Genomic DNA, 15,798 nt, shown 5'->3' with positions numbered 1-15,798 from the left:
ATTTTCAATCATGAGGTAGGATACTTCGCGTTCACCGTACTACCGACCAAGCCCTAAGGAGCCAGCTTGTCCACGCCTGTCGAACCCTTGCGTTTGCTGCTGTTGGCCGATGAGCCGGAATGGGCCGCCTGTTTGCGCGACTGCTTGAAGCCACTGGCGGGCAGCGCGGTACTGTTGACCGCACCGAACTGGGAGGCCGTCGACAGCCTGTTTGCCCACGACCGCCAGGCTGTGGTGCTGGCCACCCCGGCCTTGCTGCCCAGCCCTGGCCGCTGCGACCTACCGACCATCCTGTTGCTGGAGCATGAGCCCGAGGCGCCCCCCGCCGGGGTCAGCGACTGGTTGGTGCAGGCCCAGTTGACCTGCGACACCCTACGCCGCTCGCTGCGCCATGTGCGTGAACGGGGCGTATTGGTGGCCACCTTGCAGCGCCTGGCCGAGCAAGACCCACTGACCGGTATCGCCAACCGCCAGGGCTTTCAGGCCCTGTTGACTACCCGCCTGGCCGAGAACGACGGCCGCGGCGTGGCCCTCGGTCATCTCGATCTGGACAACTTCCGCCACGTCAACGACGCCTTGGGCCACCAGGGCGGCGATCGGCTGATCCTGCAAGTGGTTACCCGCCTCAAGCATCAGCTGGATGCCGGCGACCAGCTGGCCCGCCTGGGTAGCGACGAGTTTGCCCTGTTGATCGACACCCGCCGCGATGCCAATCGCGCCGAGTGGGTCGCCGAACGCATCGTCGAAGCCCTCGCCGAGCCGTATTGGATCGATGGAGAAAGCCTGCTGGTTGGCTGTAGCCTGGGCCTGGCCCACGCCCGCGCCCAAGGGGGCGCCGACCCGCTGATGTGGCACGCGCACATCGCCATGCGCCAGGCCAAGAGCAGCCAAGGCTGCACCTTCCATGTGTTCAACGAGCGGATCAACCGCAACGCCCGCAGCCTTGCCGACCTTGAGGGCGAGCTGCGCCGCGCCTTGCGCCGCGATGAGCTGGAGCTGCATTACCAGCCGCGACTCAATCTTGCCGATGGCCGTATCGTTGGCCTTGAGGCGCTGGTGCGCTGGAATCACCCGGAGCGCGGTTTGCTGGCACCCAGCGAGTTCGTGCCGTTGGCCGAACAGAGCGGGCTGATCGTGCCGTTGGGTTACTGGGTCATCTCGCGTGCCCTGCGTGACATGCAGGCGCTGCGCGAACACGGCCTGCAACCACTGCACATGGCAGTCAACCTGAGCTTCCGCCAGTTCCAGGACAGCCAGCTGCTGGCGACCCTGAGCCGGCTGATCATCGAGCATGGCGTCGATGCGCGCTGGTTGGAGTTCGAGCTGACCGAAACGGCGGTGATGCGCCGCAATGAGCTGGTGCGCCAGACCATGGATGCGCTGGGCCGGCTTGGCGTGCGCTTCTCGCTGGATGACTTCGGCACTGGGTTCTCTTCGTTCGTCCACCTCAACAGCTTGCCGATCACCCTGCTCAAGGTCGATCGCAGCTTTGTCGGTGGCATGGAAATGCGCGAGGAGAACCGCAAGTTGGTGCACGCGATGATCAACCTGGCGCATAACCTCAACCTGGAGGTCGTGGCCGAAGGGGTCGAGAGTGAGGAGCAGATGGCGTTACTGCGCGGTTTTGGTTGCGATCAGGTGCAAGGGTTCCTGGTCAGCAGGCCGTTGCCGGTGGGAGAGTTGATCGAGTATCTGACACGCACGCCAGCAGCGGGTATCTGTGCTGTCTGATCGGGCCTCATCGCGGGGCAAGCCCGCTCCCACGCAAACCCGCACTCACGTGTAGGAGCATTACGTGGGAGCGGGCTTGCCCCGCGATGAGGGCCTCAAGATCAAGCCGAAACCGCCGCCTTACCGCCAATCCCAGCCTTGCGCATCAACCGCTTCATCCGCCACTCGAAACCAAACGTCAGCGCCACCGAAGCACAGGCCAGCCCCAACGCCAGCCCCCACCAGATCCCTACCGCCCCGCCGCTCAGATTGAAGGCAAACAGCCAGGCCGCCGGCGCACCTACCAGCCAGTAACAGCACAGGCCAATCAGGAACGTGGTCTTGGCGTCTTTCAGCCCGCGAATCGAACCCATGGCGATGGTCTGCACGCCATCGAACAATTCAAACCAGGCCGCCACCATCACCAGGCTCACCGCCAGCTGGAAGATCCCGGCAAACGCTGGATCATCACGGTTGATGAACAGCCCCACCAGCTCTTGCGGCAACAGCCAGAACAGCGCAGCAAAGCCGAACATCAGCAGTGCGCCAAAGCCGATGCCCACCCGCCCGGCACTGCGCGCGGCAAGCAGATTACCGGCGCCGAAGTACAGCCCCACACGCATGGTCACCGCATAGGACAAACCGGTCGGCACCATGAACGCGGTAGACACGATCTGCAGGGCAATCTGGTGCGCGGCCAGCTCGGTACTGCCCAGCACGCCCATGCACAACGCGGCGAAAGCGAACAAGCCGACCTCGACCATGTACGTGCCACCAATCGGCAGGCCCAGGCGCCACAGCTCGCGCAGTGCTGGCAACGACGGCCGCGACAGGCCCTTGCGCAGCGGGTAGGCGGCATAGAACGAGTGCCAGCGGATATACAAGGCCAGGGCGATGGCCATGCCCAGCGAAACCAGGGCGGTCACCATGCCGATGCCCATCAAACCGAGCTTGGGCAGGCCGAACATGCCCTCGATCAAGGCATGGTTGAACAGGTAGTTGAGCACCGTGCCGACCAGGCTGATGACCATCACCGGGGTCGAGCGGCCCAAGGCGCTGGTAAAGCCGCGCAGGGCCATGAATGTCAGGTAGCTGGGCAGGGCCAGCGGCAGCAGGGTGAGAAACTGCATGGCGGCATCGACGTTGGCCGGCTGCTGGCCAAACATCAGCAACACCGGCCCCAGGTTCCACAGCACCAGCGCTGCGCCCAACGCCAGGCCCCAGGCCAGCCAGATACCGGCTTGGGCCAGGCGCGTGGCGCCGGCAATGTCGCCTGCGCCCTTGCGAATCGCCACCAGGGTGCCGACTGCGGCGATCACCCCCAGGCAGAAAATCGACACGAACGAATAGCTCGCCGCACCCAGGCCGCCACCGGCGAGGGCCTGCGGGCTGATGCGGGCCATCATCAGGGTGTCGGTGAGCACCATCAGCATGTGCGCCAACTGCGAGGCGATCAGCGGCCCGGCCAGGCGCAGCAAAGCCTTGAGTTCAGTGGTGGGCGCGACATGCATGGGTAGGGTCCTTTTTCCTTAGGGGTGGGGCAGGGCGAGGATTCTGAGGCTTTGGTCAACTTTGCACAAAAGGATAAATGCGATCGTTGGCATGAGTTCTACTCATGCATGTATGATTTCCAAGACCACTTGCATGCCCCCAGATCATAGGTGCGAAATGTCCCGTCAGCTTCCTCCGTTGTATGCGCTACGCGCATTTGAGGCCGCAGCCAGGCACAGCTCATTCACCCGTGCGGGCGAAGAGTTGTCGATCACCCAGAGTGCAGTCAGCCGGCATATCCGGACCCTTGAGGAGCACTTCGCCTGTCGCTTGTTCGTGCGCAGCGGCCGTAGCCTGCAACTGACCGAGGCTGCGCGGGTGCTGTTGCCGGGGGTGCGCGATGGCTTTGCCGCCTTGGAGCGAGCCTGCGACACCTTGCGCGGCGAAGATGACATTCTGCGCATGAAAGCCCCCTCGACCTTGACCATGCGCTGGTTACTGGCACGGCTGAGCCGCTTTCGCCACCTGCAGCCGGGTAACGAGGTGCAACTGACCAGTGCCTGGATGGATGTCGATCATGTGGACTTCAATCAGGAGCCATTCGATTGCGCGGTGCTGCTCAGTGACGGCGTCTTCCCTGCGGACTGGGAAGTGCGCCGGCTGTTCTCGGAGCTGCTGATCCCTGTCGGCGCGCCAGAGCTGCTCAAGGAGGGGCCGTGGGATGAGCGGCGCCTGGCCGGTATCGAGCTGCTCCACCCAACCCCGGACAAACGCGACTGGCGCAGCTGGCTGGCGCGCATGGGGCTGAGCGACAAGGTCTCGCTCAAGGGCGGGCAGGTGTTCGATACCCTGGAGCTGGGGATGATTGCCGCGGCGCGTGGCTACGGCATCTCCATGGGCGATTTGCTGATGGTGGCCGAGGATGTGGCGCAGGGGCGGCTAAGCCTGCCGTGGCCGACGGCAGTGGCCAGCGGCATGGATTACTACCTGGTGTGGCCACGGACCCGACCGGGTGGCGAGCGCTTGCGCCGGCTCAGTGGGTTTTTGCAGGAAGAGGCAGCGGCTATGGATCTGCCGGATGTGCAGATCCTATCGGCGGGCGCCTGACAAAACGCCTGGGAGCGAGCCCTACTGCGTCGAAAACGTTTGCGAATCTCCCGGTCCGACACTCAAGTATTCGCCCGCGACGCCGATTCAGTGGCACCAGCGTCCCGCTAGAGGATGCGTTTCCCCGTAGATCGAAGTGGGCGGTCAGCGTGATCAGGATGATCCCGGCCTCTTGCCAGGAGCTTCCTCATGTCTGAACCCCGTGCCCGGATTGCCTCGCAACTCGGTATCGCCCTCGCCATCGTGCTGGCGTTGGTCATCACCGGCAGTACCTTGTTCGCCCTGCGTTCGCTGGACAGCGCCAACCTCGCCACCCGCCAGGAGCACCTGGCCAGCGAAGCGCGGCTGCTGGCTGACCAGCTCGATACCTTCCACGGTTCGCTCAAGGACAACACCCAGCGCCTGAGCGGCCTGTTCGAGCGCCGCTTCGCGTCTGGCCTTGCGCTGCACGCAGGAGAAACCGTCAACGTCGCAGGCCAGGCTACCCCGGCCCTGTACCTGGGCGAGCACCTGCTGAACAACGACTTCCGGCAAGTCGACGAATTCCAGCAGATGACCGCTGGGGTCGCGACGCTGTTCGTGCGCAGCGGCGACGACTTCATTCGCATCAGCACCTCGCTGACCAAACAGGACGGCAGCCGCGCCATCGGCACCCAGCTCGACCGCCAGCACCCGGCGTATGCCAAGCTGATGGCCGGGCAGACCTACGTCGGCCGGGCGCTGCTGTTCGAACGCAACTACATGACCCGCTACGTGCCGGTGCGCGATGGCGGCGGGCGGGTTATCGCCGTGCTGTTCGTCGGCTTCGACTACACCGACGCACAGAACGCCCAGTTGGCCAATCTCAAGCGTTTTCGCATTGGCCACACCGGCTCGCTGGCGCTGCTCGACGAGCAGGGTAAATGGTTGGTCCAGCCGGCCGATGTACGCGACCCCGACAGCGCTGCACACGCAGTGAAGGCACTGGCGGCGCAGCCGGGCAGCGGCAGCTTCTGGGCCAGTGGCAAAGAGCAAGTGTTCAGCGTTGCGATGCCGTTTGCCGAAGGCCCATGGACTGTGGTGGCGAGCATGCCTGAAGCAGAAATCCGCGACGTCACCTGGAGTGTCGGCCTGCGCCTGGCCATCGGCAGCCTGCTGGCCATGCTGTTGGCAGTGGCCGCGACGTTGTTCCTGCTGCGGCGCAAGCTGCGCCCGTTGGGTGACCTGGTGCGCCAGGCCGAAGCCTTGGGCGCGGGTAACTTGAGTGCGCGCCTGGCCGTCAGCAGCCATGACGAGATCGGCCAGTTGGCGCGCAGCTTCAACCAGATGGGTGATGCGCTATCGACCATGGTCGAGCACATCCGCAGCGCTTCCGAGCAAGTCAGTGGCCGCGCGCGTTCGCTGGCCGGATTGTCCTCCGGCGCCTGTGAGGGCATGGAGCAGCAGTCGGGCGAGATCACCAGCATGGCTGGCGCGGTGGAAGAGTTCAGCGCTACCTCGATGAACATCGCCGACAACATGGCCGGTACCGAGCGCATGGCCCGCGACAACGTCCAGCACACCAGGGTGGGGCGCTCGGCGATGGACGAAGCGTCGGCCTCGCTGCGCCAGATTGCCGATGCCTTGGGTGGCACTGCCGAGGTGATGGACACCCTGGGAGCGCGCTCGCAGGAAATTGGCGGCATCGTTGGTGTGATCACCGCCATCGCCGAACAGACCAACCTGCTCGCGCTCAACGCCGCCATCGAAGCCGCCCGCGCGGGCGAGCAGGGCCGTGGCTTTGCCGTAGTTGCCGATGAAGTGCGTGGCCTGGCTGCGCGTACTCGCTCGGCGACCGATGAAATTTCCGCGATGATTGGCAGCATTCAGCAGCAGACCGGGCATGCCATCAGCACCCTGGAGCAGGGCAACCGCCTGATGCAGGAAGGCCTGGAGCGCAATGACAAGGTGGCTGACGCCCTGGCGCGTATCGATGAACAGAGCCGCAGCGCGGGCGAGCAGTTTGCCGCGATCAGTACCGCGACCCAGGAGCAGAGCAGTACGGCGAACGTACTGAGCCGCAATCTGCAGAGCATCGCCCAGGCCAACAGTGAGCAGCGTGACGTGGCCAATGAGCTGGCCACCACTGCGCGGGAGTTGGAAGGGTTGGCGGCGCAGCTGCGCCAGGAAGTCGATCGGTTTCGGGTTGGTGGTTGATTGACCTGACACTATCGCGGGGCAAGCCCGCTCCCACAATTTGCGTGGGAGCGGGCTTGCCCCGGGATAGCGGTCCTTGGGCTTACAACGAGCCCAGGTTCAACGCCTGCGCACACGCTTGCAACGAGCGCTGCTCACTCTGCGCATACAGCGCCAATTCATCCTGCACCTGCAACCCCAGCGCCGCTTCGAAGGCCTCGCGGTTGGCATTGCTGCCGTACTCCGCCTGCGCATCGTCGCCCAGGTTGGACTGGAAAATCCCCGCCGCACTCACCGGCAGGAAGTCTTCGTACACCAACGCCTCGAAATGCACATGCCCGGCATCGATCAGCCCTTGCAGGTCGCTCGGTCGCTCGGCCTGATCGCGTGCGGCCAAGCCCTTCTCGGTGGCGAAATAGCGGAAATACGCCAAGCCCTGCTCACGCATCTGCGTCAGGTCATCGGGGAAGGCTGCAAAGGTCTGTGCCAGCAATGCGCGGTAGCGTTCGGCATTGGCTTCGGCAGGCACGCCACCCAGCGCTGCGCGGGTGGCATCGAGCAGCTTGTCGTAGAGCTGGCGGCCTTTTGGGGTCAATGCTGCACCGCGCTGTTCGATCTCGCCGAAACGTGCGGTGTGGCTGCCCTCGCTACCCTGTTGATCGCTGAACGCAACCTTCTCTTGCAGCGCCTTGAAGCTGGTCTGGCGCAGCAGGATCGGGTGACGGCGGGTGGGCGGGCCTTCGACCACCGCCTTGGGCGGAATACCCTTGGCCGGCATGCCAACCTGGATCGCATCGATGTCCAGGGTGCGCGGGGTCAGGTGGTTGATGTGCGGGCCTTTGAACGCCACCACGTCGGCGATCAGGCGATGCTGGTCGTGCAGTTGCTGGTACTGCTCGGCGGTGACGGTCGCGTCCTGGTGCCAGCGGAAGGTGTGCAGCGCTTCGCTGACGAAAGCCTCGGCGTCAGTTGCACTCAAGCCACCATCGCGTTCGCACTGGGCGATCAGCTCCAGTGCACGCGGGGTGAAGATCTGTCGCTTGGCCAAAATGCTCTCGGCCAGGGCGCGCAGTTGCGGGTTGTCGATCAGCTCCAGGCGCAGCAGCGAGGTGAACACCCGGAACGGGCTGACATGCAGCGACTGCTCGTGCACCGCGCGGAATGCAGTGGAGTGCACCGGTACACCCGCCGAGCTTAGGTCGTAGTAGCCGACCGGTTGCATGCCCATGACTGCGAACAGACGGGCAATGGTTGCCAGCTCGGCAGCAGTGCCGACGCGGATGGCGCCATGGCGTTCCTGGTCGAGCCGCTCGATTTCACCGGTCCAGCGCAGGGCCTCGGCGACCTGCGGCTGCTGCTGCATGACCTGCTGGTTGATCTCGCTTACCAGCTCCAGCAGCGTGCCGTAGAGGGGCACTTCCTGTTTGTACATGAGCGACATGGCGGCAGAGAACTGCGCGCGGATGCTGTCTGGGCTGACGAAATCATGGGCGGGCATCGCAAGCTTCCTGATGGTGAATGGGACCGTTACATGAAAGCGGGGAATGCACATGGGCCACAAGCGAAAAAAAGTAGAGGTGTCATTCCCTTTTTGATTGACCTTGAGGGCCTATCGCGGGGCAAGCCCGCTCCCACGTGATAAAGCGTAGGGCTTGCCCCGCGATTGCAATATGGCTGCCCACATCCGTTCAACCCGTTAATTGCTCTCGGGTCCATTCCACAAGCGCCCTGACTTTCGGCACCTCTGCCGCGTGCTCGGCAAACGCCAGGTAATGCGCGCCATGGCTACGCATCGCATGATTCCAGGCAATCACCAGGCTGCCATCGCCCAGCTCCTTTTCCACCAGATAGCGCGGCACTAACGCCACCCCACAGCCTGCCTGCGCAGCACTCAAGGCCATATAGAACGTATCGAAGCGCGGCCCGTGGTAACTGTTATCGGTATGCAGCCCCTGTTCCAGGAACCACTCATGCCATGCTTCTGGCCGCGACGCACTCTGCATCAGCACCAACTCCGCCACCTGCGCCGCATCGGTCAACTCGCGCCCCTGTAGCAGCTCTGGCGCGCACACCGGCACCACCTCTTCACGGAACAGCTCCACGCACGTTGCACCCGGCCAGGTGCCTTGGCCAAAGAAGAACACCACATCGGCAGAGCCTTGCAGCAGTGAGAACGGCTCCATCTCGTTGCGGATATCCAGGTGGATGTTCGGGTGGCGTTTACCGAAACCCTTGAGGTGCGGAATCAACCAGCGCACGCCAAAACTCGGCTGAGTGGCTACCTTCAATATCTCGGTCTGCTCGCCATAGGTCAGGATGTAGCGGCTGGACATGTCGACCTGGTTGAGGATCTTGTTCACCTCGGCCAGGTACAGGCTGCCGGCCGGCGTCAGTTGCAGGCGCCGACGAATACGCAGGAACAGGTGATTGCGCAGCATCTCTTCGAGCTGCGCGACTTGCTTGCTGACCGCGCTCTGGGTCAGGTGCAGTTCTTCTGCGGCGCGGGTGAAGCTTAAGTGACGGGCTGCGGCTTCGAAGCACTGCAGGGCCGTCATCGACGGCACCAGACGTTTGGACATAGCAGTCTCTATGGCAAGGGATCATGAGCTGAGGGAATGATATGCGGAATAAAGGTCGTTTGTTGCACCGCTGTGATCGGATTAATACTGATCCACATCACCTTTACCACCCTTCACCCGATGTAGGAGAAGCACAATGGTTGCTGCATTGCTCGAGCGTCTAGGCGTCGCTGCCCAGGCTTACACCCAGGGCGACTACCCTGTTCACACCCCGATCGATGGTAGCCAGATCGCTACGGTGAAGCTGCTCGGCAAGGCCGAGACCACTGCGCGCATCGACCAGGCCCATGCTGCCTTTGAAGCCTGGCGCAGTGTGCCGGCCCCGCGTCGCGGTGAGTTGGTGCGTCTGTTCGGTGAAGTGCTGCGCGAACACAAGGCCGACCTCGGTGAGCTGGTCTCGGTCGAAGCCGGCAAGATCACTCAGGAAGGCCTGGGTGAAGTACAGGAAATGATCGACATCTGCGACTTCGCCGTAGGCCTGTCGCGCCAGCTGTACGGCCTGACCATCGCCTCCGAGCGCCCTGGCCACCACATGCGTGAATCCTGGCACCCGCTGGGCGTGGTCGGCGTGATCAGCGCCTTCAACTTCCCGGTCGCGGTCTGGGCATGGAACACCGCGCTGGCGCTGGTCGCCGGTAACGCCGTGGTGTGGAAACCTTCGGAGAAGACCCCGCTGACCGCCCTGGCGTGCCAGGCGCTGTTCGACAAAGCCCTGAAAGCCTTTGGCGATGCCCCTGAAGGTTTGGCCCAGCTGGTCATTGGCGGCCGCGAAGCCGGCGAAGCACTGGTCGATGACGTGCGTGTCCCACTGGTCAGCGCCACCGGCAGCACCCGCATGGGCCGTGAAGTCGGCCCACGGGTGGCTGCACGTTTTGGCCGCAGCATTCTTGAACTCGGTGGCAACAACGCGATGATCCTCGCGCCGAGCGCCGATCTGGACCTGGCCGTGCGCGGCATCCTGTTCTCCGCTGTCGGCACTGCCGGCCAGCGCTGCACCACCCTGCGCCGGCTGATCGTCCATCGCTCGATCAAGGACGAAGTGGTGGCCCGCGTCAAAGCCGCCTACGGCAAAGTGCGCATCGGTGATCCACGCGAGAACAACCTAGTGGGCCCGCTGATCGACAAGCAGTCGTTCGATGCCATGCAAGGAGCGCTGGCCAAGGCCCGCGACGAGGGCGGCCAGGTGTTTGGCGGTGAGCGTCAGCTGGCCTCCGAGTACCCCAATGCCTACTACGTCTCGCCGGCCATCGCCGAGATGCCAGGGCAGAGTGATGTGGTCCGTCACGAAACCTTCGCGCCGATCCTCTACGTGCTGGCCTATGACGATTTCGAAGAGGCGCTGCGCCTGAACAACGAAGTGCCACAAGGCTTGTCTTCGTGCATCTTCACCACCGACATCCGCGAAGCCGAGCGCTTCCAGAGTGCCTCGGGCAGTGACTGCGGTATCGCCAACGTCAACATCGGCACCAGCGGCGCAGAGATTGGCGGCGCATTCGGTGGCGAGAAAGAGACTGGCGGCGGTCGTGAGTCCGGTTCGGATGCCTGGAAAGGCTACATGCGTCGCCAGACCAACACCGTCAACTACTCGCGTGAGCTGCCGCTGGCGCAAGGGATTGTGTTCGACTGATGATCGTAGGCGGGGGCCATCGCCCCCGTTCGCGGGAAAAGTCGCAGCGGCGCACCGCCGCGACTTGACCCGCGATAGGGCCTACGCGGCCCGACCCGCAATAAGAACAATATGCTGGAGCCGGTCATGCCCCAATTGCGTCAAGAATGTTTGTGGGAATTCGTCACCAAGCCTACCGTCGCCAGCCAGGCCCTGGCCGGTGAACACCAGGCTGATGTCTGTGTGATCGGTGGCGGCATCACAGGCCTGTCCGCCGCGATCCATCTGCTCGAACAGGGCAAGTCGGTGATCTTGCTTGAGGCCTGGAAGATCGGCCACGGTGGCTCGGGGCGCAACGTCGGCCTGGTCAACGCCGGCACCTGGATCCGCCCCGATGACGTCGAGGCCACCTTGGGCCACAAGCAGGGTAGCCGCCTGAACAAGGCTTTGGGCGATGCGCCTGGCGAAGTGTTCGCCATGATCGAGCGGCTTGGCATCGACTGCCAGGCCCAGCACCAAGGCACTCTGCACATGGCGCACAACGCCACCGGCATCGCCGACCTTGAGGCTCGCCACCAGCAATGGACCCGGCGTGGCGCCGATGTCGAGTTGCTGACCGGCGCGCAATGCCAGGAATACTGCGGTACCGACAAGATCTCCGCCGCGCTGCTCGACCGCCGCGCCGGCACCATCAACCCCATGGGCTACACCCAAGGCCTGGCTGGCGCCGTGGCGCGTCTGGGCGGCAAGGTGTTCCAGCAGTCCTCGGTCGAAGGCCTGGAGCGCGAGGGTGATGGCTGGCGGGTGAAGACCGCGCGCGGCTCGGTACGCGCCGACAAGGTGGTGATTTCCACCGGCGCCTACACCGAAGGCGACTGGAGCAATCTGCAGAAGCACTTCTTCCGTGGTTACTACTACCAGGTCGCCTCGACGCCCTTGCAGGGTGCGGCTGCCGACAAGGTGCTGCCGCATGGCCAGGGCTCGTGGGACACCCGCACCGTGCTCAGCAGCATTCGTCGTGACGACCAGGGCCGGCTGCTGCTTGGCAGCCTCGGCCGGGTCGATAACAAGCCAGCCTGGTTCGTGCGTAGTTGGGCCGATCGCATCCAGAGCCACTACTACCCGGAGCTGGGCAAGGTCGAGTGGGAGATGCACTGGACGGGCTGCATCGACTTCACCCCGGACCACCTGATGCGCCTGTTCGAACCGGCCCCAGGACTGGTGGCGGTGACGGGCTACAACGGCCGTGGCAACACCACCGGAACGGTGATCGGACGGGCGTTTGCCGAGTTCCTGCTCAAAGACGACCCGGACAGTTTGCCGGTGCCGTTCTCGCCGATGAAGGCGGTCAGCGCGCCGTCGTTGCGCACGGCTTTCTACGAGTCGGGCTTCTCGCTGTACCACGCGGGGCAGTGCCTGCGGGTGGTGCTCTAAGGCGAGGTCTGTTGCGTCCCAGTAGTGGGTCGTGGGAGCAGCTCGTGGGAGCGGGCTTGCCCCGCGATGGCGGCAGAACAGGCGCCATCTGGGCAATCCCTGCCGCTATCGCGGGGCAAGCCCGCTCCCACGCCTGATAACCCGTTGGCACACTCAACTGTGCAGCCAACTCAGGAAACCGCCTTTGTTCTTCACCGTCTGCTGATGCATCAACAGTGATTGCCGTCCCCTAGAGGCCCTCCACAATAGTTAAGGTCTGTGCGTTCCATGTGGGAGCGGGCTTGCCCGCGAAGAGGCCAGGACTGACACACAATCACTTGTGCAGCCAACTCAGGAAGCCACCTTTTTTCACCACCGCAGGCTTTTGCATCAGCAATGACTCCCGACTCTGTCGACGGAAGCGCTGCAGTTTGGTCAGCGCCGACTGCACCTCGCCGCGCTCGACCAGGCAACTGCGGACCTGCTCCTTGTCGATGCGGTACAGCACGCAACCGGTCAGCGTGCGGAACTCCACCGCTGAGTCTTCGTCATCGACCAACCCTTCGATCGCCAGCACCTCACCTGGCCCCATGCGCCCAGCCTCGATCAGCCGTTCGCCATCGCGCACCGAGGCCGAGACCACGCCGCTGCCAATCACCAACACATGCTCGGAACGCTCACCCACGCCCAGGATCACCTGATCGGCCAGGTACTCCATGGCCGTCATGCGCTGGCTCAGCGCATCGCGCTCCTCACTGCTCAACGAGCGGAAGACCCGCACCTCGTCGAGCAACTCGCGCTGACGACTGCGCGGCGCCACGGCCAGGTCGACGTTCCACATCACCCCAGTGGCTTCCAGATGACGGTGAGCGAGGTCGAACAGCTGGTTGCGCACTTCGGTCTTGCGCGCCATATCGGCGATGAACCCGCTGGCTTCGTATTCCACTGACTCAAGCGTCGAGGCTTTCACCGTGACCTTGGGGGCGGGGTTGTCCAATAGCGCCGACGTCCCTTGCAGGGCCTTTTCCAAGGCGTCGAAGACCCGCTTGGGGCGGACTTTGGCCGGCACCACCACACTGATCGACACACCGTTGCGGTCGGCAGGTCGGCTGTGGTTGAGCAACTTGGCCTTGGCTGCCACCGAGTTAGGGATCACCGCCAGGCTGCCGCTGCCGGTGATCATGCGCGTGGCCCGCCAATCGATATCGATCACCTTGCCCTCAGTGCCATCGATCGAGATCGAGTCGCCGATCTGATAGGGCCGGGTGGTGTTCAGCACGATCCCGGAAAACACATCGCTCAGGGTGCTCTGCAACGCCAGGCCGATAACGATGGCCATCACCCCCGAGGTCGCCAGCAGGCCCTTGACCGGCAGTTGCATGACATACGCCGCTGCCGCCACCACCGCCACCAGGAAGATCAACGCCCCCAGCACATCCTGCAGCAAGCGCCCGCCATGACTGCCGCGCGCCACCAGCAGCAGGCCGAACACCACCGTGACCGTGCGTGCACCGAACAGCCACCAGCCAATCGCCAGTACCGTCGCCATCAAATTGCGCGAGACATCATCGGCCCACGGCGGCGGTTGCAGTGGGCTCATGCCGGCGGCCAGCAATACCCAGCTGAACAGCAGGAAGATCACCAGCCGCGTAGCGATGCGCCAGGGCTGGCGCTGGAGCGGGATCAACTGCCACAGCAGCAGGTCGAGGAAGATCAGGCAAGTGCCGAGCAACAGCGGGTATGACTGGATGAAAGCCAGCATGACGGTCTCGGAGCGGGGGAGGGCTTTGGCTAGTAAAGAGCAGGTGGGGTGGACAAGCAATAGGGGATCGTACTGATCATGGTGCGGGGCCGATGCCTGCCTTGTCGCGGTACTAACCCAGCCCATTGTGGGAGCAGGGATGCTCACGCGACTTTGGCATGGCAAAGCTATATTTAGCCCTCCTTACTTATCCTGTATACGCATGTTGTAATAATGCAAAGCGTTCCCCCTAGATAGGTAAGGTATTTGCCTGTTAATAATTGAAATTTAAGGTTTCTGGGGAAGTTATCAACATCCTCATTGTTTAACTTACCTTTGCGAATATGCAGTTGTTTTACCGGCCAGGTGAGTAACCCCGCTATCATTGCCGTTAGAATGTATCTTCCCCTTAGACCGAAGCACCGCCAAATCGGCACCTGAAGTTTCAGCCATTCACTGCTGGGTAGAGCATTGAGCATGGTCTCTAGCTTTTTGCTCCAGGCTAATCCCGCCGTGATTGCTAAACCCACGTAAAGTAAGATCCACGGGGTGAGGAGAAATACGAGTTTCCAATGAGTTGGCCATGTGCTCATGGCTCGGTTACCTCATAAATAAATTCACCGATGGACTCTCCTCCTGACATGCCTATGTAGCCGCCAGTCAGAGATCCGGCACCCACCAAAACTATCCCGCACACAGTAGCGCTGATCGGGCCGAGACCGAAGCAGGCAACAGTGGTTAGATCGCCGGCCAAGGCACCAGCATAGGCACCCATTCCTAGCCCTCCAGCAAAACTGCCAGCTTCCGTAAACCTGACTTTTCGACACGCTGCAGTTTCCCCGGCTCTGCAGACCTCCTGCACCTTTAATAGAGAAGCGCCTGCGCCAATCACAATTCCGATTTGACCTCCGCGCTCAAGGTATTTTGAGATACGTGCCAGCTTATCCAGATGCGTTGTATACCCTGGTATCTGACTCGGTCCACCTGCTTTGGACCAGTGATGCACAAGGCTTTTGCTCGAAATACCAAGATCTCGACGTAATCCGTGATGACTCCCTAAATCCATCGTCTTGTTGAGAAAACTCATCCTCAGTTTTACATCCAACTGTTTGAAGAGTTTTTTGCGTTCCGCAAAAAACTCTGGGCTTCGCAGATGACCGTGCTTGGAGAACTGCTGTTGGTGAAGTTTCTCTATGTAGTTCAGCGTATTTTTCAATTCTTCAAGCGACTTGGCCATCATCGCTTGGCTTACTCCCATCGCCAGGCTCACATCGCTCAACAACCCAGCGATCTCGGCCTGATGGCGCATCATGAAATCGGCTTCGCCGTCGCTCAAGCTGGCCAGGCTATCGCGCGCCAGGTCCGCCGCTTCCATCAGGTGCAGTTCCTCGCGGGTGCACATATGGCCGTTGTTGGGGTCGCCAATGACGAAGATCTCGCCGGCTTTGAAACCCTGCGCAAAGTTTGGATTGAGACGCTGCAGATGCTTGATCAGCAGTCTGTCGTGAATGGCCAGCCGGTCCAGTAACTGATCGAACGACTGGCTGTACTGAACAATGTGAAAACCTGGCTCAAGGCCTGGCGCGGGAGAGGTGTCCCGGGCAAAGGTGTTGAAAGCATGTTGAGCAGAGGCGCGCGGCGTAGAGCTGAATGAGGGTGCATAGGTCTGAGTGGCGATGGCGCTCTTGGGTGCGGGCCGCTGATGAAGGGGCGCTACCACATAGTTGCTGCCTAAAGGACAGCCGCACTGCACCAGTGAGCCATCTACGGCAGTGGGAATGTCGTCCTGCCGCCAACGTGATTCGCCACGGATGATCGTGCCCTCGATGCCGCACCGAGGACAGGGCGTGGTTTTGTCCCCTTCGAGTAGCCAGGCAATGGCATGAACCTGCCCCCGCGCGCGGCTGGCGATGCAGCGAGCGCCGGTGCTGGTGAGGTCGCCGTCCAGGCCCTGACCCTTGCCAAAGATGTTAAGCCGTTGACTCATGATGCCCGCC

Annotated in this window: 10 protein-coding genes and 1 pseudogene; 6 read left to right on the top strand and 5 right to left on the bottom strand. The window is 62.7% G+C overall.

Annotation, left to right across the window (positions count from 1 at the left end; translation table 11 throughout):
* Positions 1 to 144 precede the first annotated feature (144 nt).
* A complete protein-coding gene (locus HU737_RS22100) occupies positions 145 to 1,731 on the top strand; it encodes a putative bifunctional diguanylate cyclase/phosphodiesterase (RefSeq protein ID WP_496198508.1) in 1,587 nt (528 codons plus the stop codon).
* 101 nt (positions 1,732 to 1,832) lie between these two features.
* Here the strand turns inward: HU737_RS22100 and HU737_RS22095 are convergent, their stop codons facing one another.
* Positions 1,833 to 3,221, bottom strand: coding sequence for a NorM family multidrug efflux MATE transporter (locus HU737_RS22095; protein ID WP_186552998.1), 1,389 nt, complete (start codon positions 3,219 to 3,221; stop codon positions 1,833 to 1,835).
* A 157-nt stretch (positions 3,222 to 3,378) separates the two neighbouring features.
* Between HU737_RS22095 and HU737_RS22090 the strand changes: the two genes are divergently transcribed.
* From HU737_RS22090 to HU737_RS26685, 3 genes and pseudogenes are all read left to right on the top strand, one after another.
* Positions 3,379 to 4,308, top strand: coding sequence for a LysR substrate-binding domain-containing protein (locus HU737_RS22090; RefSeq protein ID WP_186552997.1), 930 nt, complete (start codon positions 3,379 to 3,381; stop codon positions 4,306 to 4,308).
* A 189-nt stretch (positions 4,309 to 4,497) separates the two neighbouring features.
* A pseudogene (locus tag HU737_RS26690) lies at positions 4,498 to 5,619 on the top strand (Cache 3/Cache 2 fusion domain-containing protein); the annotation flags it as partial.
* A complete protein-coding gene (locus tag HU737_RS26685; protein WP_409456900.1) occupies positions 5,614 to 6,483 on the top strand; it encodes a methyl-accepting chemotaxis protein in 870 nt (289 codons plus the stop codon). The pseudogene HU737_RS26690 and the gene HU737_RS26685, both read left to right, overlap by 6 nt.
* Before the next feature lie 82 nt (positions 6,484 to 6,565).
* Here HU737_RS26685 and hglS read toward each other — a convergent pair whose 3' ends face one another.
* A complete protein-coding gene (gene hglS / locus HU737_RS22080; RefSeq protein ID WP_186552995.1) occupies positions 6,566 to 7,960 on the bottom strand; it encodes a 2-oxoadipate dioxygenase/decarboxylase HglS in 1,395 nt (464 codons plus the stop codon).
* A 190-nt stretch (positions 7,961 to 8,150) separates the two neighbouring features.
* Positions 8,151 to 9,041, bottom strand: coding sequence for a LysR family transcriptional regulator (locus tag HU737_RS22075; protein WP_186552994.1), 891 nt, complete (start codon positions 9,039 to 9,041; stop codon positions 8,151 to 8,153).
* 136 nt (positions 9,042 to 9,177) lie between these two features.
* Between HU737_RS22075 and amaB the strand changes: the two genes are divergently transcribed.
* Together amaB and amaA are read left to right on the top strand one after the other, a co-directional pair.
* Complete coding sequence (gene amaB, locus HU737_RS22070) at positions 9,178 to 10,668, top strand: L-piperidine-6-carboxylate dehydrogenase (protein WP_186552993.1); 1,491 nt, start codon at positions 9,178 to 9,180, stop codon at positions 10,666 to 10,668.
* A 126-nt stretch (positions 10,669 to 10,794) separates the two neighbouring features.
* Positions 10,795 to 12,081: an L-pipecolate oxidase gene (gene amaA / locus HU737_RS22065; RefSeq protein ID WP_186552992.1), complete on the top strand. Its 1,287-nt coding sequence runs from the start codon at positions 10,795 to 10,797 to the stop codon at positions 12,079 to 12,081.
* A gap of 313 nt (positions 12,082 to 12,394) precedes the next feature.
* Here the strand turns inward: amaA and HU737_RS22060 are convergent, their stop codons facing one another.
* Both HU737_RS22060 and HU737_RS22055 read right to left on the bottom strand, forming a co-directional pair.
* The gene (locus tag HU737_RS22060) at positions 12,395 to 13,822 is read right to left on the bottom strand and encodes a mechanosensitive ion channel family protein (protein ID WP_186552991.1); all 1,428 of its coding nucleotides are present in this window, start codon (positions 13,820 to 13,822) and stop codon (positions 12,395 to 12,397) included.
* Positions 13,823 to 14,390: 568 nt separating this feature from the next.
* Positions 14,391 to 15,788, bottom strand: a complete 1,398-nt coding sequence (locus HU737_RS22055) for a PAAR domain-containing protein (RefSeq protein ID WP_186552990.1) — start codon at positions 15,786 to 15,788, stop codon at positions 14,391 to 14,393.
* Between the last annotated feature and the right edge of the window lie 10 nt (positions 15,789 to 15,798).

The organism is Pseudomonas urmiensis (assembly GCF_014268815.2).
In the GTDB taxonomy this organism is placed as follows: Bacteria; Pseudomonadota; Gammaproteobacteria; order Pseudomonadales; family Pseudomonadaceae; genus Aquipseudomonas; species Aquipseudomonas urmiensis.
The sequence above is the reverse complement of the archived record's forward strand: the minus strand, read 5'-3'. Positions and strand labels throughout refer to the sequence as shown.